This is a genomic window from Deinococcus terrestris, from assembly GCF_009377345.1.
Lineage (GTDB): Bacteria > Deinococcota > Deinococci > Deinococcales > Deinococcaceae > Deinococcus > Deinococcus terrestris.
Genome location: NZ_WBSL01000001.1, coordinates 866,935 through 889,251, shown reverse-complemented (window position 1 = coordinate 889,251; position 22,317 = coordinate 866,935). Strand labels below are relative to the sequence as shown.

Here is a 22,317-nt window from a genome sequence, read left to right as displayed (position 1 = left end):
GACTCGACCGTAAGGTTTCTCGTGCTCGGTGGGCGGCGGCGAACAGCAGGCGGCGCACAAAGGAACGCTGCTTGCCCCCAGAATGCCGGAGCGCGGCAACCTGTCCCGGCCCCCGCCCCCTACAATGCGCGGGCAAGCGGCCGTGCCCTCCCCCCCCCGTCCGGTCCGCTTTCCCACCCCGATGCGCTCCCTGTACCTGCCCGCCCACCTGCCCCTGCGCCGCCTGCTCACCGTATCGCGCCCCGCCCTGTGGGTGAATACGGTGGGGCCGCTGGTGGTCGGCATGTGGCTGACCGGGCGGCTGTGGACCCCCGAGCCGGGGCTGCTCGCGCTGCTGATCTACCTGACCCTGCCCTTTAACCTGCTGATCTACGGCCTGAATGACCTCGCCGACCGCGAGGAGGACGCCGCTTCCGGGCGCAAGGGAGGCTGGCAGGGAGCGCGGCTGGGGCCAGGAGAGGGCAGGCCGCTGCTGCGGGCCGTGTGGCTGCTGAACCTGCCGTTTCTAGGGCTGTTGGCCCTCCTGCTGCCGCCCGCCGCCCTGCTGGTGCTGCTGCTCTCGGCTGGCCTGTTCGCGGCGTACAGCGTGCCACCCGTGCGCCTCAAGGCCCGGCCCCTGCTCGACGGCCTGAGCAACGTGGCCTACGCGCTGCCCCTGGCCCTCCCGGCGCTGGCCCTGGGGGAACCCGTGCCCGCGCTGCCCCTCGCCGCGCTGATGGCCTACGCGGTGGGCAAACACGCCTTCGACGCCGCGCAGGACGTGCCCGCCGACCGCGCCGCCGGGGTGAGGACCGTGGCGACCACGCTGGGGGTGCGCGGGACGGCCCTCTACGCCCTGGCGTGGTTCGGTGTGGCGGGGGCGCTGCTGTGGCCCGTCTCCCGGCTGACCGCCCTCGCGCTGTGGGGGGTGTGCGGCGGGCTCGCCCTCGCCCTGTGGCGTCAGCCCACGCCCGAGCGGGCCGCGCGGCTCTATCCCCTGAGCATCCTCTCGCCCTGGGCCGTGGGGACGGTGGCGGGAGTGCCGCTGGTGTACCTGCTGGCGCGGGGGCTGTGGCCGTGAGGCAGCGCTCAGCCCTCAGCCCTCAGCCGTCAGCCCCCCGGTCGGTGGGCATTCTCGGGGGCGGCCTCGCGGGAATTGCGCTCGCGGCGTTGCTGGGGCACCGGGGCCACGCGGTCACCGTGTACGAGCGGGACCGGGCGGGGGGCAAGCTGCGGCGGGTGACGGTGGGCGGGCTGGACTTCGACACCGGGCCGAGCCTCTTTACCTTCCCGGACGTGTGGCGGGCCTTCCTCGCGCGGCTGGGGGAGGAGGGGGACTCCCTCGACCTGCGCCCGCTGCCGGGGGGCCTGGGCCTGCACCACACGCCGTTCGGGGCGGTGCCGATGCCCGTGCCGCCGGGGCACCCGCTCCACCCAGCCTGGGAGGCGTACCGTGCCGCCGCCCAGCCCCTCGCGCCTCACCTGACCACCCTCCTCACAACCCCGCCCCACCTGACCGACCCCATCTTTCGGCGGGCGAGTGCGGCCCTCTTCCGGGCGACCGGGGGGCACCTCACCGCTTCAGCCTGGGTGCACTCCCGGCGGCTGCCCCCGGCGCTGGCGCACGCGGTGGGGACGCATGCGCTCAACGCGGGCCTCGCGCCGCAGGACGCGCCCTCCCTCTACGCGCTGATTCCTGCGCTCGCTGCGGGGGACGTGGCCCGGCCCGCGTCCGGCATGGGTGCCCTGCTGGACACCCTCCTGGCCCTTGGCCGGGCGCGGGGCGTGCGGGTGCTGGAGGGGGCCGAGGTGGTGCGGGTCGGCGCCGGGCGCGGCAGCCTCTCCCTGCGCGGCGGGGAGGAGCGGCGCCACGACCTCCTGGTGAGCGCCCTAGACCCGGCCCGGCTGGCCGGATTGCTAGGCCGCCCCGTCCGTTCCCCCGCCCACCGCCGCACCGTGAGCGGGGTGGCCCTCTACGCCGCGCTGCCGGGGGAGTCGGGGTTGCCCGCGACCTCGGTCCTGCCCCCCGCCGACTTCGGAGTGTTCCGGGCCGCGGTCAGGGCTGGGGCGCTGCCACCCGACACACTGGCCCTCGTCCACGCGGACGGTCCCCGCCTCGCCGTGCTGCTCACGGCCCCGGCGACCGGGCGTGACCTCGGCCCCGATCATCCCTGGGTGCGCGGTCAGGTGGGGCGGGTCGAGCACTTGCTCGGCGTGCCCGGCCTGCTCGCCTCGGCGCGGGACGTGGTGGCCCTGCCTCCGGCCCACTACGCGGCGGGTGGGCATCCGGGCGGGGCGATCTACGGGGCGGCGCTCCCCGTGTGGCGCGGCGGTCCCCTGCACCCACAGACCTACCGCCGGGCGCCGGGGCTGTGGCAGGTCGGCACCGGGGTCCATCCCGGCGGCGGGATTCCGGCGGTCCTGGGGGGAGCCTTGATCGTGGACCGGCTCATCGCGCAGACCTGATCCCCAGGGCGCGGGCCAGCGCAGGTCAACCCGAAGGGCCGCTCTCCAATATGGAGGGCGGCCCCCTGGAAGGTCTGGTTTACTGCCCCGTGATCGCCCTCAGCGGGTTGACCAGCCCGTGGCCGAAGTTGTTGTCCTTGCCCGCCGTGCCCAGGTCCTTGGCGGTGGAGGTCAGCAGGCTCAGGAGCTGCGCGTTGGTCAGCGTGGGCTTGGCGGCCCACACGGCGGCGGCGGCGGCGCTGACGTGCGGGGTCGCCATGGAGGTGCCGTTGAAGTACTCGTAGTCCGCGCCCGTCACGCTGACCGTGCCGGAGGTGGGCAGCTTGGCGAGCAGGCCCTGGCCGTCGGCCTGGGTGATCCCCACGACGGGCACGCTGGGGCTGTTGGTCAGGCTCATGCCCAGCGGCCCGGCGGCGTTGTTGTAGAGCATGACGGCCTTTGCGCCGCTGGCGACCGCGTTGGCGACCTTTTCCTCGAAGGAGCAGGTGCCACGGGCGATCAGGGCGATGTTGCCGCTCAGGGCCGCGTTGCGCGTGCCGACGCCGCACAGCTCGTTGGTGCCGCCTGCCGCCACGACCGTGCCCGTGAAGGTGGCCTTGGCGCTGAGGTCGGCCGCCTGCACGTCGGTAAAGGTCACCCCGCCGCCCGAGGCGCTCGCCCTGGTCCCGTGGCCCAACGGCACCGAGCTGAGTACGCCCACACCGGGGCCGACCAGATCAACCTGGGTGCCGAAGTTGGAGAAGTCGGCCTTGGCTTCCGCACTGTCGATGGCCCCCACGCCGACCACGTTGGTGTAGGCGGCGGGGTAGGACACGGCGGCGCCGTCGTTGCCGGTCGCGGCGATGATCAGGGCTCCCTTGTTGTGGACGCTGGTGTAGGCCCGCTGCTCGGTCTGGCTGGCGCGGCCCCCGCCCAGCGACAGGCTGATCACGACCTTGGCCTCGGTGCCGCCCTGCGACTTGAGCTGCGCCGCGCACCAGTTCACCCCGTTGATGATCCCGCTGGAGCTGCCCGAGCCGTCGTCCCCCAGCACACGGGCCATGTACAGGTTCACGCCCGTCGCCACGCCGACCACGCCGTTCGCGTCCATACCGCCTTGCTGCCCGGCCGCACCCGTTCCGGCGCCGTACTGGGCGAACACCGTTCCGGCAACGTGCGTGCCGTGCCCGTTGACGTCGTTCAGGAGGTAGGCGTCGCCCCGGCCCGCCTCGCCGGTGAAGTTCCGGAAGCCCTTGAGCTTGCGGGCGAACTCGGGGTGGTTGCCGTCAATGCCGGTGTCCCCGATGCACACGGCCACGCCCGCCCCGGTGTAGCCACTCGCCCGCATCTGCGAGACGCGCAGCGCGTTGTCGCCCCAGGTGTACTCGCCGCTGGGGGCATAGAGGGGCGTGGCCTGCGCCGAGAGGCCCTGAGCGCTCAGGCCGCCGCCCACCTGCGCGTCGGTCGTTCCGCTGCGGCGACCCAGTGCGACCCGCTTGAGGTCGGGTTCCACGTACTCCACCAGGGGGTTGCCCTCCAGCTTGCGCAGCGCCTCGGGGCTCAGGCGCACCGCCGCCGCGCTGATCTCGGACCACTGGCTGGTCAGCACGCCGCCCGCAGCAGTGATCGCCTGCGCCTGAAGCTGCGCCTGCGCTGCCAGCTCCTGGGCACTCAGGCTCTGGGCACCCAGCGCACTCTCCCTGAACCCCACGAGGTACGCGCCCGCAATGGCCTCGTCGGCGGTGGGGGCGGGCGTCGCGGCGACGGGCGCCGGGGCCTGGGTCTGCTGGCCGCAGGCAGCGAGCGTCAGGGCGAGGGTGGCAGCGAGCAGGGTGCGGGTGTGCGTCATGAAAACCTCTGGAAAAGTGAGAAGGCGATAGACGAAATCGGCCGCGCCGGTCCCCGGTGCAGAAGGAACTGGGAGGAAGATCCTGCTCAGATGAATGGAATGTGGGGCGAATACTAGAGCGCAGTGAGAGGCACACCTCCACCCGGTCTAGACAGAAATGCACCCAGTCAAGAATCAGTCAGATTTGCGGTCTGGGCCTCTGGAAACGGCGCAGTGGCGCCGCACATTCGGCCCGAAGCGTGATTCATTCGTCTATGCTTCTGCGTCCGTCCGGCCTCACGTCACAGAGGAGAGGGCGGGCCACCCATCCCGGTGTCCGCCCTCCCATGGCTGAGTTTTCCGGCCAGCTCACCAGCGCTCGGTCACGCTCTTGAGTTGCAGGAAATTGGCGAGGTAGTCCGGCCCGCCCGCCTTGGAATCCGTGCCGCTCATGTAGTACCCGCCGAAGGGCTGCACGCCCACGATGGCCCCGGTGATCTTGCGGTTGAAGTACAGGTTCCCGGCCTCGAACTCGTGCCGGGCCTGCTCCAGCCGTTCGCGCTTGTTGCTGATGACCCCACCCGTCAGCCCGTACTCGGTCGCGTTGGCGATCTCCAACGCGTGCTCCCAGTCCCGCGCCCGCAGGACGCTGACGACCGGCCCGAAAATCTCCTCCTGCGCGATCCGGGCGTGCGCGTCCACGTCCCCCACGATGGTCGGCTGAATGTAGTAGCCCTGCTTGCCGTTCACCTCGCCCAGAGGCTGGCCGCCCAGCAGCACCTTGCCCTCCTGCGGGGCGAGGTCCAGATAGCCGCTGATCTTGTCGTAGCTCATCTGGTTGACCACGGCGGTCACGTTGGCGTTCTCCTCGCCCGTGCCGATCTTCAAGGCTTTAGCCCGCTCGACAAACTGACCGACCACCGCGTCATACACCTCGTCCACCACGATCAGGCGGCTCATGGCGCTGCACTTCTGGCCGTTGAAGCCGAAGGCGCCCTGCGCGGCGGCGGTCACGGCGACCTCCAGGTCCGCCGTCTCGTCCACGATCATCGCGTCCTTGCCGCCGAGTTCCAGAATCACCTTCTTGATCCACTTCTGGCCGGGCATGGTCTTAGCGGCCACTTCGTTGATGTGCAATCCGACGGCCCGCGACCCGGTGAAGGTGATAAAGCGCGTCTTCGCGTGCGTGGTGAGGTACTCGCCCACCTCCTTGCCGACGCCCGGCAGGAATTGCAGCACTCCGGCGGGCAGCCCGGCTTCCAGCATGATGTCCACCATGAACCCGGCGATCAAGCCCGAGTCCTCGGCGGGCTTGGCGATCACGCAGTTTCCGGCCACGATAGGCGCGGCGGCCATCCCGATAAAGATCGCGCAGGGGAAGTTCCAAGGCGAGATCGAGACGCCCACGCCGAGGGGCAGGTACAGCAGGCCGTTTTCCTCGCCCTCGAACCACGTCGTCTCGGCGGCCCCGAAGCCCGCGTACTTCATCGCGCTGCGGGCGTAGTACTCCAGAAAGTCGATGGCTTCCGCGACCTCCACGTCGGCCTCGGCGTAGTTCTTGCCCACCTCGATGCTCATCAGGGCGCACGCTTCCAGGCGGCGGCGCTTGAGGATCGCGGCGGCTTTCAGCAGGATGCGGGCGCGGGCGTCCATGTCCCACTTCTTCCAGCTCTCGAAGGCGTCCCAGGCCCCTTGCAGGGCACGCTCGGCGTCCTCGATGGTCGCCTTGGCGGTCGTGCCCACCACTTCCGAGGTGTCGCAGGGATTGAGCGAGGTGAGCCGCTCGGCGGTGTCCACCCTCTCGCCGTTGATGATCAGCGGATAATGCTTGCCCACGAGTTCGGCGCGGACTTTTTTCAGCGCCTCCTGATAGGCCTGCACGTTCTCGGGCTGGGTGAAATCGGTGAAGGGTTGGGGGCGGTAGTCCTGAACTTTGATCATGGGGCACTCCGGAAGCCGCGCTCGGGCGGCGGCACGAGGTCGAAGAGGGAATCGCCGGGGCGGTCGAGCCGCCGGGCGTGGGGGCCGGGGTCGGGCAGGCCACCGGGAAAGAGGCGGCGGGCGAGGCCCGCGAGAAAGGCGCGGGGGTGCCGGGGGGACTCGGGCAGGCGGCCCAGCAGGAACCACCCCAGGTCGCGGTCGTCGAATTCGGTCAGGGCGTAGGCCCAGGTGCGCGAGAGCGCCGCCTCCTGCGCTTCCCCCAGCGCGTCGAGGTGCGGCAAGAGCAGCGCCGCGAGCGTGTCCAGCCCCACCTCGCTGTCGGGGTCGAGGTAGGTCAGCGGGTGCGCCGCCTGCCCGGAACGCCAGCCCAGCATCCCCAGGAATTGCCCCAGGTAAAAGCCGTTCACATGGCCGCCGTCGGGATACAACACGCCCCGCTCCCTCCTCAGCCCTTGAGCATGCCGCGCAGCACAAAGACGGCGTTGCGCGGCGTTTCCGCGATGCGGCGGGAGAAGTAGGGGTACCAGTCGCGCCCGTAGGGGATGTACGCCCGCACCCGGTAGCCCTGCCGCGCGAGGTCCTGTTGCAGGTCGCGCCGGATGCCGTAGAGCATCTGGAACTCGAAGGCGTCCTTGCTGATCCCGTGCGCGAGGGCAAAGAGCTTCACGTCCTCGATGATGGACTCGTCGTGGGTGGCGACGTTGACATAGTTCCCGGCCTTCATATGCGCGTACACGAGTCGGCGGTAACTCGCGTCCACGTCCGCCTTGTCGGGCATGGCGACCGACTCGGGTTCGAGGTACGCGCCCTTCACGATGCGCAGGTTGGGCCGCAGGTCGTCCAGGCTGTCCCGGTCGGCCTCCGAGCGGTAGAGGTAGCTCTGGAGGACCGTGCCGACATGCGCGTGCCCGAACTCACCCACGAGGAGGCGAAACTGCGCGAGGGTCTGGTCCACGCGGGGGTGGTCCTCCATATCGAGGCACACGAACCCGCCGTACTCCCTGGCCCGCCCCACGATGCGCCGGGCGTTGCTCAGGCCGAGGTCCTCACCCTCGACTGTCTGGCCCTGGCCCACGCTGGAGAGCTTCACGCTGACGTAGGGGGTCAGCCCGGCCGCGTGCGCCTCGTCGAGGAGGTGGAGCACCTTGCCCGCGAACTCGTTGGCGGCCTCCGGCGAGGCGACGAATTCTCCGAGCAGGTCGAGGTTCCCGAGAATGCCGTCCCGCCCCAGGTCCTGCACGGCGCGGATGGCAGAGGCGGCGTCCTCGCCCGCCACGAAGCGCTGGGCCATTCCCCAGCCGCGCGAGCGCACGAGGTCTTCGACGACTTTCTGTCCTGAGACGGTCAGGACGGCCTTGCGGTAGATCTGGTCAAGCATGGGGGTGGACTCCGAGGTTCTCCAGCACGAGGGGGGCGAAGGTGCGGACATGGCGCCGGGCGGCATCTCTGGCCGCCTCCGCGTCGCGGGCGAGCACCGCCGCGAGAATCGCCGCGTGCCCCGCCGCCGTGTCCGGGTGGGCGTTGTAGGTGCGGGTCTGGTGTTTGATCAGGGCCACGCGCTGCTCCAGGCCCCGCGCCAGCTCCGCGAGGGGAAAATTGTGCGCCGCCGCCGTCACCGCCGCGTGAAAGGCGAGGTCCAGCCGGGTCTGCACCCGGTAGTCCTCCTTCCGCGCCGCGCCGAGCCGGGCGAGTGCCTCCTCCAGGTGCCGGGCGTCCTGAGCAGTGTGGTTGGCTGCCGCGAGCGCCGCCGCCAGCCCGTCGAGTTCCTCGCGCACCACGTAGGTGGCGCGGGCTTCCTCGGCGCTGACCTGCCGCACCCGCACCCCCTTGTTCGCTTCCGCGACGAGTAGCCCTTCCTGCGTCAGGCGCATCACCGCCTCACGCACCGGGGTCCGGCTCACGCCCAAGCGGGCGCCCAGTTCGGCCTCGCCCAGCCGCTCGCCGGGCAGGAAGTCGCCGTCCAGCACCGCCCGGCGCAGGTGGTCATAGACCCCGTCGCGGACCAGCGTAGGGCGCTCAAAGGAGGGAGGCACCTGGATATTGTATCCAATCTGGAGGATGAAGGCGGCCCTTGCCTCTCCTTCAGTTTCCCCGCTCCTCTTCTGGCTTGTGCCGGTCGGCCAGCCGTCCCAATACGCCCAGGGTGAACAGAATCAGCAGGGTGGCCCCAGTCGCCAGTACATATAGGTGCAGGCCGCACGCCACGCCCACCCCGGCGGTGGCAAGCATCCCGGCGGCGGTCGTCAGCCCCTTGGCCTGCCCGCCGCTGCGGTCCGAGAAAATTGCCCCGGCCCCCAGGAAGCTCACGCCGCTGACGACCGCGCCCAGCACGCCGACGAGGTCAAAGCGCACCAGCTCCGAGTTGTCCGAGAAGCGCACGATCAGGGTGTCGGCCAGGACCACGAACAGGGCCGCGCTCACCCCGATCAGGATGTAGGTCCGTAGGCCCGCCCCCCGGCGGCGCTGCTCGCGCTCCCAGCCGATCAGTCCGCTGAGGACAAAGGCGACGAGCGGCCCGCGCATCAGCTCCAGTTCGGCCCAGACGGTTTCCATGCGGCAGATTACGGGATAGGCGTGGGGGAGGGGGTCACTCAGTCCGCGTAGCTGGGTTCGATGGGGAAGATGCGGTCGGCCAGGGTCGCCAGCCCGCGCGTTCCGGCCCGGCGCTGGCAGGCCGCCGTGTCCAGGCACAGGGTCACGTAGCGGGTGCGCCGCGCGGCCACGACCACCCGGTAAAAGGCCGCCTCCTGCCGCGAACGGGTGAAGTGGCACAGGTCGCAGTGCAGGGCATTCTTGCCCTTGGGGTCCAGCGGGGAGAACTCGGCGAGCTGGTCGCCGTGGACGAGGGCGAGCCGTCCGTCGGCCACCGGGTAGAGGCCCAGGGTCAGGGGCGAGTCCTGGCCCTGCGCTTCCCCGAACAGTTCGCGGTACGACTCCGGAAACAGTTCCCGCAACACGTCGCGGGCGCTGTGGTTCTTGGGTGGCGTGTCGCTCATGGGGCCGAGTGTACGGGAGGGCAGGAGGCCCGAACGTGGGGGGAGTTTCAGCCGTTCGTCACGCAGGAAGCGGGCGGCCCCAACCGTGCCCGCTCGCCCCCTCGCCCGGCTCCTGCCGCCCTAGACTGCTTCCCGTGAGATCGCGCAGCGCCAACCGCAGCGGCATCGTGATCCGGCGGCGCGTCACGCCCGCCGGGGACATCGTCGTGACGCTGCTGACCCCGCAAGGCAAGGTCAAGGCCATCGCGCGCGGGGGCGTGCGCGGCGCCCTGAGCAGCCGCCTGAACCTCTTTCACCATGTCGGCGTACAGCTTTACCAGACCCCCCAGGCCGACCTCGCCACCGTGCAGCAGGCGGTGCTGGAGGGCGCCCTGCCCCGCCTGGCCGAGCCGGAGCGTTACGCCTTCGCGCACCTGATGGCCGAACTCGCCGATGCCCTGTTTCAGGAGGGCGAGTTCTCCGAGCAGGCGTTCGACCTGTTCGCGGGGGCGCTGCGCGGCGTCTCGCACCAGCCGGACCCCGAGTGGGTCGCGCTGGTCATGAGCTACAAGCTGCTGGGGCTGGCGGGCTTCGTCCTCCAGACCTCGCGCTGCGCCCGCTGCGGCGCCCCCGACCCCGCGCACCCCGATCCGCTGGGGGGGCAACTGCTGTGCGGCGGGTGCTCCAGCCTGCCCCCCTACCCCCCGGCCAGCCTGGATTTCCTGCGAAACGTGGTGCGCCGCTCGGTGCGGGTCAGCATGGAGCACCCAGTCCCGCAAGACGAGCGGCCCGCGCTATGGCGGGCGCTGGAGCGCTTCGTGACGGTGCAGGTGGGCAATGTGCAGAGCTGGCGGCAACTCGTGCCGCAGGCGATGGGGGCTCAGGCCGAGTCGTCTCCGTCTGGCGTGCGTGGCTGACCGCTGCTCCCCCTGAACCTGAAAAGAGGCCCGCGCTTCCGGTGGGGGCACGGGCCTGGGTGGGGAGAGAAGGCAGGTTTTACCGCAGTCGGTTCTTCTCAATAAATTCGATCACCTGCTGCCGCGTCCCCCCCAGGAAGGTCAGCCGCCGGGCCAGCGCCCCCACGACCGTGATGTGGTTGAGGCGCGGCAGGACCGTGCGGGTCACGGGTACCCCGGCCCGCTTCAAGGCCACCTCCATGTTCAGGGCATTTTGCGGGTGGACGGTGGTGTCGTTTTCCGCGACGAGCAGCAGGTGGGGCGGCGCGTCCGGGCGCACGTGGCGGTCGGGCATGATCTCGTCAGGGGTGCCGCCCTCGGGGAAGGCGACCCGGCTCTGGAACTGCCGGAAGTCGTAGGAGTACGGCCCCGCGATGCCGATCACACCGCGCACGGCCCGGATAGGCACCCCCGCCTCGCGCAGCCAGCGCTCGTTCACCACGGCCTCCACTGCGTTGAAGGCCCCGGCCGAGTGCCCGCTCACGAACAGGTTGTCCGGGTTGCCGCCGAACTTCGCCGCGTTGTCGCGCATCCACCGCAGCGCGGCGGCGGTGTCCTGGATGTAGGCGGGGTAGCGGTTTTGCGGCGCCAGGCGGTAATTCATCACGCCCGTCACGTACCCCGCCCGCGCGAGGCTCTCCCCGACGAACTTGTGCCCGTCCTTGTCGCCGCCCTGCCACGAGCCGCCGTGGACGAACAGCACGACCGGGGCATTTTGCGCGTTCGGCGGCGCGTACACGTCCAGCACGTTACGGGTGTCCGGGCCGTATTGCTGCTCGCGGGTGACCTCCAGCCCACGGGTGCTGACGGCCGCGTTGAGAAGGTTCTGGGCGCTCCCCCCGGCCGTCTGGCCCGAGCAGGCGGCGAGGGTGAGGCCCAGGGCGAGCAGGCCCAGACCGGGCAGCAGGCGGCGAACGAAGCGGGAAGGCATGGGCGGAGGCTAGCGGGCCTGCGGCGGCGCGGTTGGCGCAGGGGGCACACTCGGGCTTGAGGCGCCCTTGAGCCGGAGCGCACCCGCCGTCAGCCCGGCCGCACGAACCCCCACACTCCGGCGCCCGCGTGCCGCGCTAGCCTGCCGGGGATGACAGCGGCAGGGACGGACGTGCTCGTCGTGGGGGGAGGCCCGGCGGGGGTCGCGCTGGCGGCCGAGTGCGCTGCGCGGGGCCTGAGCGTGCGCCTGGTGGCCCCACACGCGCCCCGTCCCTTTCCGGCGACCTACGGCGCGTGGCTGGACGAGGTGCCTGCGTCCGCCCGCAAAGCCCTCGCGCAGGTCTGGAGCGACGTGCGCGTCTACGCCGGGGCCGAGGCCACCCCTCTGCTGCGCCCATACGCCCTGCTGGACAATGCCCGGCTGCTGGAGGGGCTGCTGGCGCGGGCGGGGGGCGGCCTGTGCTGGACGCGCGGCCACGTCGTCCACGCGGCGCGGGTGGGGGACGGGTGGGAGGTTCACGGCAAGGATGGCGAGGCATGGCGGGCCTCCGTCGTCGTGGACGCGGGGGGCCACGGCGGAAGCCTGGGTGCCCCGCTGCGGCCAGGCGGCGCGGCCCTCCAGACGGCTTACGGCGTGGTCGCCCATTTCGACCGCCCCCCCGGACCTCCCGGCGGCATGGTGTGGATGGACTACCGCGCCGGGCACCTCCCCTCCGCCGAGGTCCGCGCCCAGCCGACCTTCCTCTATACCATGCACCTGGGCGGCGACCGCTACCTCGTGGAGGAAACCAGCCTGATCGCCCGGCCCGGCCTCACGAGAGGGCTGCTGCGCGAGCGCCTGTACGCCCGCCTCGCCGCTCAGGGTACGCCCCCGCGCGAGGTCGAGCACACCGAATGGGTCGCCTTTCCCATGAACACGGCGGCTCCCCGGCCCGGCCCGTGGCTGGCCTTCGGGTCGGCGGCGGGGCTGGTGCATCCGGTGAGCGGTTTTCAGGTGGCGGGGGCGCTGACCGACGCGCCCGTGGTGGCGGAGGCGGTCGCAGAAACGCTCGCCACTTGCGGTCCCGCCGCCGCCACCCGCGCCGGGTGGGAGGCCCTGTGGCCCCCCGAGCGCCGCGCCGCCCGCGAGGTCGCCCTGCTGGGGGTGGACGCGCTGCTGGCCCTGCCGGGCGACGCCCTGCCCGCCTTCTTTTCTGCCTTTTTCCGCCTACCTGCCGAGCAGTGGCACGGCTTCCTCGCCCCGCGCATGGACGCCGGAGGGCTGGCCCGGACCATGCTGCGCCTCTTCGCCCATGCGCCCAACCGGGTCCGCTTCCCCCTCGCCCGCGCCGCGCTGGGGCAGCCGGGGGTCAGCGGACGGGCGCTGCTCTCGGCGCTGGATTAAGATTCGCCGCCGCGCCCTCCACATCCGCCCCCGCCCCCGCCCGGCCCACCCTGGGGCATGACTGACAACCGCAACCGCGACGGCAACGACGCTGCCCAGGATCAGGGCCACACCTACGCCACCAACCAGACCGAGATCGTGGAAGAAGGGATGCAAGGCGCGACCGGCAACATGGACGCCAACGGCCTCTCAGGGGAAGCCGGGCAAGGCAAGCTGGATGAGTTGCGCGAGAACCTCTCCGAGATGACGGACGGAAGCGAAGAGCAGTAAGACCGATTGCTTGGGCTGCCGCCTCGGGTGGGCGGCGGCTTATTCATTTCGGTGCTTCCTGGTGTGATGGCACAGCCAAGCAAAGCGTTTGGGCAGATGTTTTGCCCCTCCTCGCGGGGGATTCGCGGAGGTGCGTCAGCAGAGGGCCGGGGAGGGGGGCAAGCGCGGCTCATCCTCTCCATGTCCAGACTTCCCAGAAGCCCGCACGCGTCTTTCCCCGGCCGCCCTCCCCACCTCCACCCCGCGTCCCCCGGCCCCGGACGCCCCTCATGGGGGTTGCCTATACTTCCTCCATGTCCCTTCTCGACATGATCGGCCCGGTGATGATCGGGCCGAGCAGCAGCCACACGGCGGGCGCGTGCCGCCTGGGGCTGGTGGCCCACCATCTGCTGGGCGAGGCCCCGCGCCGGGCCGTGATCGGCCTGCACGCCAGCTTTGCCAAGACGGGCCGGGGCCACGGCACCCACCTCGCGCTGGTGGCGGGGCTCCTGGGCTATGCCCCCGACGATCCCCGCCTGCCCCGCGCCTTCGAGGAGGCCGAGGCCGCCGGGCTGGGCGTCGAGTTCCGCGACGTGGACCTCGGGGACGTGCATCCCAACACCGCGCACCTTGAGGTGCAGGGCGACAGCGGGCGCGTGACCGTGCAGGGCAGCTCGACGGGCGGCGGCGTTATTTTGGTGACCCACGTGCAGGGCCTCGGCGTGAACTTCAGCGGGGCGGCCCCCACCCTGCTGCTGCGCTACACCGACGCGGTGGGCATGATCGCCCGCATTGCGGCCACGGTCGCCGCCGACGGGGTCAACATCGCCACCCTGACCTGCACCCGCGCGGCGCGGGGCGGACAGGCCCTCGTCGCCATCGAACTCGACGCGCCCCTGAGCCCCGAGGCCCTCTCCTTTTTCGGCCGCTGGCCCGACGCCGACTGGGTACGCCTGCTGCCCAAGTTGATGGACGGCTGAGGCCCGGCCTCTCCCTGACCTCCCGACTCCCAATTCCCTGCCCCCGGAGGAGCGCCCATGACCACCCTGCACGACCTGATGAACGCCCCCGCTCCCGCCTCTGCGTGGGTGCTCGCGCAGGACTGCGCCGAGACGGGCCTGGACCCGCAAGACATCCGCGCCGAGATGCGCCGCCGCATCGGGGAGATGCGGGCGTCGGTGGAGCGCGGGCTGGCCTCGGACGCGAGGAGCATCACCGGGATGGTGGGCTGGAACGCCAAGGGCCTGTGGGACGCCCCCGACGCGCTGGACGCCCCGCTGTTGAAGCGTGTGCAGGCGTACGCGATGGCCGTGAACGAGGAAAACGCCCGCATGGGCCGCATCGTCGCCGCGCCCACGGCGGGCAGCGCGGGAACCATTCCGGGGGCCTTGCTGGGCGTGGCCGACCACCTTGGCCTCCCCGACGAGCAGCTCGTAGACCCCATGATCCTCGCCGCCGGGGTGGGCAAGGCGATCAGCAAGCGCATGTTCATCTCGGGCGCGGCGGGCGGCTGTCAGGCCGAGATCGGTTCCAGCGCCGCGATGGCCGCTGCCGCCGTCGTGGAACTGCTGGGGGGCACCCCCCGCGCCGCCGTTCACGCCGCGTCCCTGGCCCTGATGAACACCATCGGGCTGGTGTGCGACCCGGTGGGCGGCTACGTGGAGGTGCCCTGCGTGAGCCGCAACGCTTTCTTCGCCGTTCACGCCGTGAGCGCAGCGCAACTGGCCCTCGCGCAACTCGAATCCTTTATCCCGCCCGACGAGGTGGTCGGCGCGATGGCCTCGGTGGGCCGCCTGATGCCCGCCGAGCTGCGTGAGACGGCCGAAGGCGGACTGGCCCAGACGCCGACCGGCCTCGCCGTGACCGCCCGCATGGAGGGACGCGGGGAAGAGGGCGGCATGATCGAGCTGCCGATGGCGTGAAGGTGGGGTTTTCCCTACGTCCTTACGCCACCACCGTCAGCCCCAGCGCTGCCCGCAGCTCCCCGTGGTCGCTGAGCACGCGCACCGCCCCCGCCTCCCGCAATGCCGCCCCACTGTCCGGGTGAATGTGCCCGCCTGCGAGAAGGCCCCACACGGTCGCCCCAGCACTGACACCTGCCAGCACGCCCGTCACGCTGTCTTCCACGACGAGGCAGCGGGTGGGGGAGACCCCCAAGCGCTCGGCGGCGTAGCTGTACAGGTCCGGCAGCGGCTTGCCCCGCCCCTGCACATGCGCGGGGTCATAGGCGTGTTCGCCCACCAGCAGGCTTAGGCCCGCCGCCTCCAGCTTGAGGTGCAGACGTGACCGCAGGCTGTTGCTCGCCACCGCGAAGGGCAGGCCCGCCCGCCGCAGGGCCACCAGCGTGTCAGCCGCGCCCTCGATGGCGGGGGTGGCGTGAAAGGCCCGCGCCAGCCGTGCGTCGAGGTCGGGGAGAAAACCCTCCGGCTGCTCCCAGCCGTAGTCGGCCCGCAACCAGTCGAAGAGGGCCGCGTGGGTGCTGCCCACCGCCCGGCTCATGAACAGGGCGCGGTCGAGCCTCAGCCCATGTTCGGCCAGCAATTCCACCCACACCCCGTTCGCCAGCTCCTCGCTGTCGACCAGCACGCCGTCGAGGTCGAAGAGGACCGCCTGAAAGGGCTGGAGAATCACAGCACGTCACTTTCCGGCGCTCCGTCCCAGCCCGCCAGGATATGGACGTGGGTGTGAAAGACCATCTGCCCGGCCCCGGCGCCGCAGTTCACGACCAGCCGGAAGTCAGCCGCGTGCTGCCGCGCGACTTTCACGGCGGTCAGCCACAGCTCACCCATCTCGGCGGGGTCGGTGATCTCGTCCACGCGGGCCGTGACCTGTTTGGGAATCACCAGCAGGTGAAGGGGCGCTTTGGGCGCGATGTCGCGGATGGCGATAAAGCGCTCGTCCTCGTACACGATGTCCGACGGCAGCTCACGGGCGATGATGCGCTCGAAGAGGGTGGGCGGGTTGTCCATGCCTTCACTCTAGGGAGTTTGCGGCCGGGGGGCGGGCACACTCGGGGGTATGAAGCGAATTCCGATGGAAAGGTTGACCTGGCAACCTGCACATCCGACCGGAGGGAGTAGGAACCATGACGGCTTTCTGGTGTTCCGGAACCGGACGGAAGCCGTATGAGAGTGCCCAAGCGTCTGCTGCTGGCCGCTGGGGTGGGCCTGTTGAGCGCCCGCCGCCTGCTCGCTTCCCCCTTTGACCTGCGGGGCCGCAGCGTGTTGATCAGCGGGGGCTCGCGCGGCCTGGGACTGGCCCTGGCCCGAGAGTTCGCCGCGCGGGGCGCCCGCCTGACCCTGCTCGCCCGCACCGCCGCCGACCTCGACCGCGCCGCCGCCGACCTGCGGGGCCGCGGGGCCACCGTTCACACCGTCACGGGCGACGTGACCGTGGACGCCGACGTGCGCCGCGCCGTCGAAGAGGCCAACCGTCAGCACGGCCGCCTCGACGTGCTGGTGAACAACGCCGGAATTATCACGGTGGGACCGCTGGAGAACATGACCGAGGAGCATTTCCGCGAGTCGCTGGAGGTCAACACCCTCGCCCCGCTGCGGCTGACGCGGACGGCGCTGCCCTTCCTGCGGGCGCGGGGTGGGCGGGTTCTGATCGTGGCGTCGGTGGGGGCCAAGGTCGGCGTCCCGCACCTCGCCCCGTACTCGGTAAGCAAGTTCGCGGTGGCGGGGCTGGGCCAGGCCATGCGGGCGGAACTCGCGCGGGAGGGGGTGGGCGTGACCACCGTCTGCCCCGGCCTGATGCGGACCGGCAGCCCACGCCACGCCGGGGTCACCGGGCAGGCCGAGAAGGAGTACGCCCTCTTCGCCACCGTGGACAACGCTCCGGTGATCTCGCTGTACGCGGCCGAGGCCGCCCGCCGCATCGTGGACGCCCTGGTGCGCGGCGACGCCGAGACGATGATCGGCGGCCCTGCCCTGATCCTGCGCTACGCCCAGGCCCTCGCCCCGCAGCTCACCGCCGACCTGCTGGCACTCGGGGGGCGCTTGCTCCCCGCCCCGGTGCCGGGCGCCCCCACCGTGCCCGGCTCGGAGGCCGAGACCGCGATCACCGAGCGCAATCCCCTCAAGCAGCGGGCCGAGGCCGACCTGAACGAGGGCGGCCCGACGGTGCGGCCGGAAACAACGTAGGACCCGGAAAGTGAGATGCCCCCTCATTCAAGCGATGAGGGGGCCTTCCCATCCTGACGATTACAGCCCGAAGATGCCCCGCTGCCCCGGCTGCACGAGGTCCACGTACTCGCGGTGCTCGCGGATGTACGACGCCACGAAGGGGCACATGGGCACCACCTCCCGGCCCTGGGCACGGGCGTCGTCCAGGGCGCCGCGCACCAGCCGCGAGCCCAGGCCCTGTCCCTCGTGGCCGGGCTCAATCTCGGTGTGGCTGAACATCAGGGCCTGACCCGCCGGGCGGTACTCGGCGAAGCCCAGCACCCGGTCTCCAGAGCGCAGCTCGTAACGGTTCTCGGCCTCGTTGTTGATCACCTGCGGTTCGTTCGTCATGCCCCAGGGTACAACCCGCCGCCTTCCCGCAAGGGGGTCGCGGCCAGAATCACCGCCTGCCGCCACACGTCCGCGCGGGTCAGCAGGCCGCCCGTCAGCACGCCCACGCTGCCCACGCCGCGCTTGATGCCCGCCGTGCCCAGCAGCGCGTCCATCACCGGGCCGAGTTCCTCGCCGCCGCGCACCCGCCGCGCGACCTCCGGGGGCAGGCGCAGGTCGGCGGTGCGGGACCACTCCAGCCGGACCTCTCCCGAGTGCCGCCGGGCGACGGCCACCACTCCGAAAAGGCGGGCCTCATCTGCCGTCAGCTCTACGCCCCCCTCCAACCCCACGCCCCAGCCGTCCGCGCCGGGGGAGAGGTGGGCCAGTGCCGCCCGCGCCCGGTTCCGCGCTCCCTCGCGGGTCTGCGCCTCGCCCAGAGGCTGCTCCGGCACGCCGCTGGGGACCGCGACGCCCTCTACGGCCGCGCCGGGCCACCACGCCCCGAACACCTCCGCGACCGGGCGCAGCTTGGCGGGATTGAGGGTACCCACCCGGACGGACGGGGCGGTCACTCGCTCTCCGGCCACACGCCCAGCACCCGGCGCAGCAGCGCGACCTGGCCCCAGTGGTAGGCGCTGTGCGCGGCGAGGTCAGTCAGGATGTCCCGCGCCCGGTCGGAGGGCGAGTCGGCCAGGGCACGCGCCTCGGTCAGCCCCAGCCGCAGCTCGGTGAGGAGGGTGCGGAAGTGCGCCTCATCCCGGACCCCCGGCCAGAGGTCCAGGTCCCCCGGCCATTCCTCGGCCCGCCCCGCCGCGAGGTCGAGGCTGGCGCGGGCCGTTCCCGCGAGGTGCGCGAGCACTTCGGCCAGCGTGTAGGGCACGCCGGGGACCGGGCGGGAGGCGTCCTGCCAGCTCAGGTCCGCGAGGAGCCGCTCGGGGTCGGGGAAACTGGTGCCGCCCAGGGCACCTTGCAGCAGGTTCATAGGGCCAGGGTACGGCAGGGCCAGGGGTGGCCCCAGCGGACGCGACCGTCAAGGCCAGGTCAAGGCTGGGTTTCGCCCGTGTGAAGCGCGGCTCAGCGCGGGGAACAGGTTCGGCCCGCAGACTGGGGTCAGAAGAGACAGGAGCCCCCCTTATGAGCATGGCAGACCCCCCACACCCCCTGGCGAGCGCCACTCCCATTGAGATCCTGCTCGTCGAGGACAGCGAACCGGACATCATCCTGACCCAGGAGGCGTTCGCGTCGGCAGGAGTCGCCAACCGCCTGCATGTGGCCCGCGACGGGGTCGAGGCCCTCGACTTCCTGCGCCGCGCCCCCGGCTACGAGGACAGCCCGCGCCCCGACGTGATCCTGCTCGACATCAACATGCCGCGCAAGAACGGACTGGAGGTGCTCGCGGAACTCAAGCGCGACCCCCACCTGATGACCATCCCGGTGATCGTCCTGACCACCAGCCAGGCCGACGAGGACATCCTGCGCTCGTATCAGGCGCACGCGGCGAGCTACGTGGTCAAGCCCATCGACTTCGAGCACTTCTACCTGGCGATTCAGGCGCTGGGGCGCTACATGCTCAGCATCGTGCGGGTGCCGCCCCATCCGGCGTGAGGGTCAGGGCAGCAGCCCGGTAAAGTCGAGCCCGGTTCCCTCCGGCTGCCCCAGCGCGAGGTTGAGACTCTGGAGGGCTTGCCCCGCGCCCCCGCGCCCCCTGGGGTCCAGCGCCGCCGTCAGCAGCACCCGGCCCGAGTCGAGGGCGAGGGAGGTGCCCAGTTCGATGAAGGGAGTGCCGCGCAGCCGGTCGGGATCGGGCGTGTCACCTGGCAGCAGCCGCACGAAGGCCTCGCCCGCGTAGGCCTCACGGTAGGCGCTCCACACGTCGCGGTCGCTGTAGCCGTCGGGGACCCAGGCTTCCGCGAGGAGCAGCAGCCCGGTCAGCCCCGGCAGATGCGCCGCCGTGAACTCCAGCGGGAAGCGGCCCGGCAGGGCGCGGGCAATCTCATCCGCCTGGTCGTGACCTACGGCGAAGGCGGGCGTGGAACTCCCCCGCAGTTCGGTCAGGCGCAGACCACGTGGCAGCAGCACGCCGCGCTCCAGCAGCGGCGCGAGCGTCAGCACGGCGGCGGTGGCGATGTCGCCGGGCGCCGCCACCCGCGTGGCCCCGCGCAGCGCCGACCGCATCCGCTCTGGCAGGCCATAGACCCAGCCCGCGCCAGGGGTCAGGGCCTCGGCCACCCGGCGGCCCGTGAGGTCCAGCGTCAGGCGGGTGCCCTCCGTTGGGCCATCCTCCACCGCGTCGGCCAGCACGAGCACGTCGGCCTCTCCCAGATCGGCGGCGGCACGGAAGCCCAGGCGGGTCACCCCGCGCAGGGTAGGGTAGGCCTCTGCAACGGGCTGCCCGGCATGGGTACGGGCGCTCACCCCGGTCACCTCCAGCCCTGGGTGGGCCAGCGCCAGCCGCAGGAATTCGGCCCCCTGGGGGGTATCGCCGCCGACGAGGGCGACGGAGACTCGCTCACTCATCCTGTCATCCCCTTCACAGCCCGAAGCGGGCATAGATGGCGTCCACGTGCCGTAGGTACCACCCCAGGTCAAAGGCCGCATTCAGCTCGTCCTCGCTCAGCGGGTTATCCGCGTCCGCGCCCAGCAGCTCGCGCAGGCCCTCGCCCGTCTCCCAGCTTCGCAGGGCGTTCCGCTGCACGAGGTCGTAGGCAGCCTCGCGGCTCATCCCCTTCTCGTCGATCAGGGCGTGCAGCACCCGCTGGGAAAAGACCAGCCCGCCGAGGTCGTTCAAGTTCCGCAGCATCCGCTCCGGGAACACCACGAGGTCGCGCAGCACCCCGGTCAGGCGGCGGGTGGCGTAGCTCGCGGCGCTTGTCGCGTCGGGCAGGATGACGCGCTCGGCGCTGGAATGGGAGATGTCGCGCTCGTGCCACAGGGCCACGTTCTCCAGCCCGGTGGCGAGGTACCCGCGCAGCAGCCGCGCGAAGCCCGTCACATTCTCGGTCAGGATCGGGTTTTTCTTGTGCGGCATGGACGAACTGCCCGTCTGCCCCTTGCCGAAGGGTTCCATCGCCTCGCGGACTTCCGAGCGCTGAAGGTGGCGAATCTCCACCGCGATCTTCTCCAGCGTAGTGCCCAGGATGGCGAGGGCCGACAGAACCTCCGCGTGGCGGTCCCGCGCGAGGGTCTGGTTGGTGACGGGCGCGGCCTGCCAGCCCCAGGCGGCGGCGACCTCCTCCTCAATCTGCGGGGCGACGTGCGCGTAGGTGCCCACCGACCCCGAGAGCATCACCACCCGGACCCGCTCCCGAGCCGAGTGCAGCCGCTCCAGGTCGCGGTCCAGCGCCGCCATCCAGTTCAGGAACTTCAGCCCGAAGGTCATCGGTTCGGCGTGGATGCCGTGGGTGCGGCCCACCGTGGGCGTGTGCTTGTGCGCGACCGCCTGCACCCGGCAGACCTCGCGCAGGGCCTGCACGTCGGCCAGAATCAGCCCGAAAGCCTCGTCCAGCAGGAGGTTCTGCGCCGTGTCCACCACGTCCGTGCTGGTCAGGCCGTGGTGGATGAAGCGGGCCTCCTCGCCGTAGCGCTCGGTCAGGGCGCGGGTAAAGGCCACGATGTCGTGCCGGGTCACCGCCTCGATCTCGGCCACCCGCGCGGCGAAGGCGTCGTCCAGCGGGTCCTGGGCGGCGCGGGCGGTCAGGGCGGCGAAGGCCGTGGGCGGCACCTCGCCGTGCCGGGCCTGCGCCTCCATCGCGGCGAGTTCCACGCGCAGCCACGCGCGGTACTTGCTCGCCTCGCTCCACAGCGTCTTCATCTCCGGGGTGAGGTAACGGTCGATCACGACGGGCAGCGTACCCCAGCCCGTGAGCCGGGGCACCTTTGTGCCGGGACGGGTCTGCTTTCTCTGGGGCATGAGCGATGTCCTGACCTGCGCCGTTTGCGGAGCCAAGAACCGGGTGCGGACCGTCCCCGAAGGGCAGGTGCCCGCCTGCGCCCGCTGCGGGGCGGCGCTGCCCTGGCTGCACGACGGCACCGACGCCTCCTTCGCGCAGGATGTGCGGGCGCCTGTGCCCGTGCTGGTGGACTTCTGGGCGCCGTGGTGCGGCCCGTGCCGGGTCATGGGGCCGGTGTTGGAGGACGTGGCCCGCGAACGTGCCGGGAAGGTGCGCGTGGTCAAGGTCAACGTGGACGAGAATCCGCAGTCGGCCGCCCGCTACGGCGTTCGCAGCATCCCCACCTTGCTGCTGATGCGGGGCGGGGAGGTCACCGACACGGTGGTGGGCACGCTGCCCAAGGCGGCGCTGCTGGACCGCCTCGCGGCCCTCGCGGACGTATCCTGAGCCATGTTGCCGGAAGTCTGGGCCGCCATCGACCGCGAGGACTGGGGAGAGGCGCGGGAACGCCTGGAGGCCGACCCCGACCTCCTCGCCTCCCGCGCAGGCCAGATGGCCTGGGGCTACGTCCTGGCGCACACGGGTGACCACGCCGGGGCGCGTGAGGTCTATGGGCGGCTGCGCCAGGCCCACGCGGGCGATCCCTGGGAGCACATCGCCGTGCACCAGCTCGGCATGGTGGAGCGGCTGGCGGGCGAGCACCAGGCGGCGCTGCGGCTCTTCGGGGAGGAGCGGGCACTGATCGGGGCCTTGCCGCAAACCAAGCAACCCTTCAAGCGGGCGGTGAATGGCTACAAAATCGTGGTCTGTCACCTCGCGCTGGGGGAAGGGGATCAGGCCCGCGCCGCGCTCGAAGATGCCCTGGCCGACGCCCACACCGCCGACGACCCGATGACGCTGGGATGCCTCCACCGGGCGCGGGGCGAACTGGCCGCGTATGGGGGGGACCGGGGGGAAGCACGGGCCGCCTATCAGGAAGCCGCCATCTTCTTCCGCGAAGCCGAGGATGACCGGGCCGCCGCCGAGGTCGAGGCCCGCGCCGCCTCGCTGGTGGGCTGATGCTGCCGGGGCTGCTCTTGGTGATGCTGGCGTTTCTCAACGTGGGCGGGTTGATTGCTCTGGTGCTGCAACTGGGGCGCGGGGAGTGGGTGGCGGCGCTCGGCAGCCTGGCCTTCGTGGTGCTGTTCGACCTGCTGGGGATCTGGCTGCTGCGCGAGGCCCGCGGGGGCGGGGAGTAGGCC

The 22,317-nt window shown here is 71.6% G+C and carries 27 protein-coding genes; 12 read left to right on the top strand and 15 right to left on the bottom strand.

Annotated features, from left to right (window positions below):
- Positions 1-181 precede the first annotated feature (181 nt).
- Together F8S09_RS04420 and F8S09_RS04415 are read left to right on the top strand one after the other, a co-directional pair.
- On the top strand, positions 182-1,060 hold the full coding sequence (locus F8S09_RS04420; protein WP_152870119.1) for a UbiA family prenyltransferase: 879 nt from the start codon (positions 182-184) through the stop codon (positions 1,058-1,060).
- Entirely contained in the window at positions 1,057-2,445 is a 1,389-nt protein-coding gene (locus tag F8S09_RS04415) for a phytoene desaturase family protein (RefSeq protein ID WP_322618522.1), read from the top strand. The genes F8S09_RS04420 and F8S09_RS04415 overlap by 4 nt, the downstream gene beginning before the upstream one ends.
- Positions 2,446-2,524: 79 nt before the next feature.
- Here F8S09_RS04415 and F8S09_RS04410 read toward each other — a convergent pair whose 3' ends face one another.
- The 7 genes from F8S09_RS04410 to F8S09_RS04380 form a co-directional block, all read right to left on the bottom strand.
- Positions 2,525-4,273, bottom strand: coding sequence for a S8 family serine peptidase (locus F8S09_RS04410; protein WP_152869226.1), 1,749 nt, complete (start codon positions 4,271-4,273; stop codon positions 2,525-2,527).
- Positions 4,274-4,621: 348 nt separating this feature from the next.
- Entirely contained in the window at positions 4,622-6,193 is a 1,572-nt protein-coding gene (gene pruA / locus F8S09_RS04405; protein WP_152869224.1) for an L-glutamate gamma-semialdehyde dehydrogenase, read from the bottom strand.
- Positions 6,190-6,624 carry a hypothetical protein gene (locus tag F8S09_RS17595; RefSeq protein ID WP_194165210.1) on the bottom strand — a complete coding sequence of 145 codons (435 nt, stop codon included), beginning with the start codon at positions 6,622-6,624 and terminating at the stop codon, positions 6,190-6,192. Before F8S09_RS17595 ends, pruA begins: the two co-directional genes overlap by 4 nt.
- Positions 6,625-6,638: 14 nt before the next feature.
- Positions 6,639-7,571 (bottom strand): proline dehydrogenase family protein, encoded by a 933-nt coding sequence (locus tag F8S09_RS04395; protein WP_152869223.1) that lies wholly within the window; start codon positions 7,569-7,571, stop codon positions 6,639-6,641.
- Positions 7,564-8,232, bottom strand: coding sequence for a GntR family transcriptional regulator (locus tag F8S09_RS04390; RefSeq protein WP_322618586.1), 669 nt, complete (start codon positions 8,230-8,232; stop codon positions 7,564-7,566). The genes F8S09_RS04395 and F8S09_RS04390 overlap by 8 nt, the downstream gene beginning before the upstream one ends.
- 43 nt (positions 8,233-8,275) lie before the next feature.
- The gene (locus F8S09_RS04385; protein WP_152869221.1) at positions 8,276-8,746 is read right to left on the bottom strand and encodes an MgtC/SapB family protein; all 471 of its coding nucleotides are present in this window, start codon (positions 8,744-8,746) and stop codon (positions 8,276-8,278) included.
- Between the two features lie 38 nt (positions 8,747-8,784).
- Positions 8,785-9,189, bottom strand: a complete 405-nt coding sequence (locus F8S09_RS04380; protein ID WP_152869219.1) for a hypothetical protein — start codon at positions 9,187-9,189, stop codon at positions 8,785-8,787.
- A gap of 134 nt (positions 9,190-9,323) precedes the next feature.
- Between F8S09_RS04380 and recO the strand changes: the two genes are divergently transcribed.
- Positions 9,324-10,085, top strand: coding sequence for a DNA repair protein RecO (gene recO, locus F8S09_RS04375; protein WP_322618521.1), 762 nt, complete (start codon positions 9,324-9,326; stop codon positions 10,083-10,085).
- 79 nt (positions 10,086-10,164) lie between these two features.
- Here recO and F8S09_RS04370 read toward each other — a convergent pair whose 3' ends face one another.
- Positions 10,165-11,055: an alpha/beta hydrolase gene (locus tag F8S09_RS04370; RefSeq protein WP_152869217.1), complete on the bottom strand. Its 891-nt coding sequence runs from the start codon at positions 11,053-11,055 to the stop codon at positions 10,165-10,167.
- A 150-nt stretch (positions 11,056-11,205) separates the two neighbouring features.
- On the opposite strand from F8S09_RS04370, the gene F8S09_RS04365 reads away from it, so the two are divergent.
- From F8S09_RS04365 to sdaAA, 4 genes are all read left to right on the top strand, one after another.
- Positions 11,206-12,438: a lycopene cyclase family protein gene (locus tag F8S09_RS04365; protein WP_152869215.1), complete on the top strand. Its 1,233-nt coding sequence runs from the start codon at positions 11,206-11,208 to the stop codon at positions 12,436-12,438.
- 57 nt (positions 12,439-12,495) lie between these two features.
- Positions 12,496-12,708: a hypothetical protein gene (locus F8S09_RS04360; protein WP_152869213.1), complete on the top strand. Its 213-nt coding sequence runs from the start codon at positions 12,496-12,498 to the stop codon at positions 12,706-12,708.
- Between the two features lie 293 nt (positions 12,709-13,001).
- Positions 13,002-13,667 carry an L-serine ammonia-lyase, iron-sulfur-dependent subunit beta gene (gene sdaAB, locus F8S09_RS04355; RefSeq protein ID WP_152869211.1) on the top strand — a complete coding sequence of 222 codons (666 nt, stop codon included), beginning with the start codon at positions 13,002-13,004 and terminating at the stop codon, positions 13,665-13,667.
- 57 nt (positions 13,668-13,724) lie between these two features.
- Complete coding sequence (gene sdaAA / locus F8S09_RS04350) at positions 13,725-14,609, top strand: L-serine ammonia-lyase, iron-sulfur-dependent, subunit alpha (RefSeq protein WP_152869209.1); 885 nt, start codon at positions 13,725-13,727, stop codon at positions 14,607-14,609.
- 22 nt (positions 14,610-14,631) lie between these two features.
- Here the strand turns inward: sdaAA and F8S09_RS04345 are convergent, their stop codons facing one another.
- Positions 14,632-15,318, bottom strand: coding sequence for an HAD family hydrolase (locus F8S09_RS04345; RefSeq protein ID WP_322618520.1), 687 nt, complete (start codon positions 15,316-15,318; stop codon positions 14,632-14,634).
- Positions 15,315-15,656 (bottom strand): histidine triad nucleotide-binding protein, encoded by a 342-nt coding sequence (locus F8S09_RS04340; protein ID WP_152869207.1) that lies wholly within the window; start codon positions 15,654-15,656, stop codon positions 15,315-15,317. Before F8S09_RS04340 ends, F8S09_RS04345 begins: the two co-directional genes overlap by 4 nt.
- A 156-nt stretch (positions 15,657-15,812) precedes the next feature.
- Here F8S09_RS04340 and F8S09_RS04335 point away from each other — a divergent pair, with 156 nt between their 5' ends.
- Positions 15,813-16,832: an SDR family NAD(P)-dependent oxidoreductase gene (locus F8S09_RS04335; protein ID WP_152869205.1), complete on the top strand. Its 1,020-nt coding sequence runs from the start codon at positions 15,813-15,815 to the stop codon at positions 16,830-16,832.
- A 60-nt stretch (positions 16,833-16,892) separates the two neighbouring features.
- On the opposite strand, the gene F8S09_RS04330 is transcribed toward F8S09_RS04335, so the two are convergent.
- Genes F8S09_RS04330 through F8S09_RS04320 form a run of 3 tightly spaced genes read right to left on the bottom strand, consistent with a single transcriptional unit; the run spans position 16,893 to position 18,168 of the window.
- On the bottom strand, positions 16,893-17,204 hold the full coding sequence (locus F8S09_RS04330) for a GNAT family N-acetyltransferase (RefSeq protein ID WP_152869203.1): 312 nt from the start codon (positions 17,202-17,204) through the stop codon (positions 16,893-16,895).
- Complete coding sequence (locus F8S09_RS04325; RefSeq protein ID WP_322618519.1) at positions 17,201-17,758, bottom strand: inosine/xanthosine triphosphatase; 558 nt, start codon at positions 17,756-17,758, stop codon at positions 17,201-17,203. Before F8S09_RS04325 ends, F8S09_RS04330 begins: the two co-directional genes overlap by 4 nt.
- On the bottom strand, positions 17,755-18,168 hold the full coding sequence (locus F8S09_RS04320) for a DinB family protein (RefSeq protein ID WP_152869199.1): 414 nt from the start codon (positions 18,166-18,168) through the stop codon (positions 17,755-17,757). The genes F8S09_RS04325 and F8S09_RS04320 overlap by 4 nt, the downstream gene beginning before the upstream one ends.
- A gap of 158 nt (positions 18,169-18,326) precedes the next feature.
- On the opposite strand from F8S09_RS04320, the gene F8S09_RS04315 reads away from it, so the two are divergent.
- The gene (locus F8S09_RS04315; RefSeq protein ID WP_152870108.1) at positions 18,327-18,791 is read left to right on the top strand and encodes a response regulator; all 465 of its coding nucleotides are present in this window, start codon (positions 18,327-18,329) and stop codon (positions 18,789-18,791) included.
- A 3-nt stretch (positions 18,792-18,794) separates the two neighbouring features.
- Here the strand turns inward: F8S09_RS04315 and F8S09_RS04310 are convergent, their stop codons facing one another.
- Both F8S09_RS04310 and purB read right to left on the bottom strand, forming a co-directional pair.
- A complete protein-coding gene (locus tag F8S09_RS04310) occupies positions 18,795-19,703 on the bottom strand; it encodes an N-acetyl-gamma-glutamyl-phosphate reductase (RefSeq protein ID WP_152869197.1) in 909 nt (302 codons plus the stop codon).
- 13 nt (positions 19,704-19,716) lie between these two features.
- Entirely contained in the window at positions 19,717-21,024 is a 1,308-nt protein-coding gene (gene purB / locus F8S09_RS04305; protein ID WP_322618585.1) for an adenylosuccinate lyase, read from the bottom strand.
- A 70-nt stretch (positions 21,025-21,094) separates the two neighbouring features.
- Between purB and trxC the strand changes: the two genes are divergently transcribed.
- From trxC to F8S09_RS04290, 3 genes are read left to right on the top strand one after another with little or no spacing between them, the layout of a single operon-like run.
- A complete protein-coding gene (gene trxC / locus F8S09_RS04300) occupies positions 21,095-21,523 on the top strand; it encodes a thioredoxin TrxC (protein ID WP_152869193.1) in 429 nt (142 codons plus the stop codon).
- A 3-nt stretch (positions 21,524-21,526) separates the two neighbouring features.
- Positions 21,527-22,135 (top strand): hypothetical protein, encoded by a 609-nt coding sequence (locus F8S09_RS04295; RefSeq protein WP_152869191.1) that lies wholly within the window; start codon positions 21,527-21,529, stop codon positions 22,133-22,135.
- Entirely contained in the window at positions 22,135-22,314 is a 180-nt protein-coding gene (locus F8S09_RS04290; protein WP_152869189.1) for a hypothetical protein, read from the top strand. The genes F8S09_RS04295 and F8S09_RS04290 overlap by 1 nt, the downstream gene beginning before the upstream one ends.
- Positions 22,315-22,317 lie beyond the last annotated feature (3 nt).

Coding starts and splice junctions, on each gene's coding strand:
- F8S09_RS04330 (WP_152869203.1), bottom strand. CDS start 17,204: ATGACGAACGAACCGCAGGTGATCAACAACGAGGCCGAGAACCGTTAC.
- F8S09_RS04295 (WP_152869191.1), top strand. CDS start 21,527: ATGTTGCCGGAAGTCTGGGCCGCCATCGACCGCGAGGACTGGGGAGAG.
- F8S09_RS04335 (WP_152869205.1), top strand. CDS start 15,813: ATGAGAGTGCCCAAGCGTCTGCTGCTGGCCGCTGGGGTGGGCCTGTTG.
- F8S09_RS04320 (WP_152869199.1), bottom strand. CDS start 18,168: ATGAACCTGCTGCAAGGTGCCCTGGGCGGCACCAGTTTCCCCGACCCC.
- F8S09_RS04385 (WP_152869221.1), bottom strand. CDS start 8,746: ATGGAAACCGTCTGGGCCGAACTGGAGCTGATGCGCGGGCCGCTCGTC.
- F8S09_RS04370 (WP_152869217.1), bottom strand. CDS start 11,055: ATGCCTTCCCGCTTCGTTCGCCGCCTGCTGCCCGGTCTGGGCCTGCTC.
- F8S09_RS04315 (WP_152870108.1), top strand. CDS start 18,327: ATGGCAGACCCCCCACACCCCCTGGCGAGCGCCACTCCCATTGAGATC.
- sdaAB (WP_152869211.1), top strand. CDS start 13,002: ATGTCCCTTCTCGACATGATCGGCCCGGTGATGATCGGGCCGAGCAGC.
- pruA (WP_152869224.1), bottom strand. CDS start 6,193: ATGATCAAAGTTCAGGACTACCGCCCCCAACCCTTCACCGATTTCACC.
- F8S09_RS04365 (WP_152869215.1), top strand. CDS start 11,206: ATGACAGCGGCAGGGACGGACGTGCTCGTCGTGGGGGGAGGCCCGGCG.
- sdaAA (WP_152869209.1), top strand. CDS start 13,725: ATGACCACCCTGCACGACCTGATGAACGCCCCCGCTCCCGCCTCTGCG.
- F8S09_RS04340 (WP_152869207.1), bottom strand. CDS start 15,656: ATGGACAACCCGCCCACCCTCTTCGAGCGCATCATCGCCCGTGAGCTG.
- F8S09_RS04290 (WP_152869189.1), top strand. CDS start 22,135: ATGCTGCCGGGGCTGCTCTTGGTGATGCTGGCGTTTCTCAACGTGGGC.
- trxC (WP_152869193.1), top strand. CDS start 21,095: ATGAGCGATGTCCTGACCTGCGCCGTTTGCGGAGCCAAGAACCGGGTG.
- F8S09_RS04360 (WP_152869213.1), top strand. CDS start 12,496: ATGACTGACAACCGCAACCGCGACGGCAACGACGCTGCCCAGGATCAG.
- F8S09_RS04380 (WP_152869219.1), bottom strand. CDS start 9,189: ATGAGCGACACGCCACCCAAGAACCACAGCGCCCGCGACGTGTTGCGG.
- F8S09_RS04410 (WP_152869226.1), bottom strand. CDS start 4,273: ATGACGCACACCCGCACCCTGCTCGCTGCCACCCTCGCCCTGACGCTC.
- F8S09_RS04420 (WP_152870119.1), top strand. CDS start 182: ATGCGCTCCCTGTACCTGCCCGCCCACCTGCCCCTGCGCCGCCTGCTC.
- F8S09_RS04395 (WP_152869223.1), bottom strand. CDS start 7,571: ATGCTTGACCAGATCTACCGCAAGGCCGTCCTGACCGTCTCAGGACAG.
- F8S09_RS04310 (WP_152869197.1), bottom strand. CDS start 19,703: ATGAGTGAGCGAGTCTCCGTCGCCCTCGTCGGCGGCGATACCCCCCAG.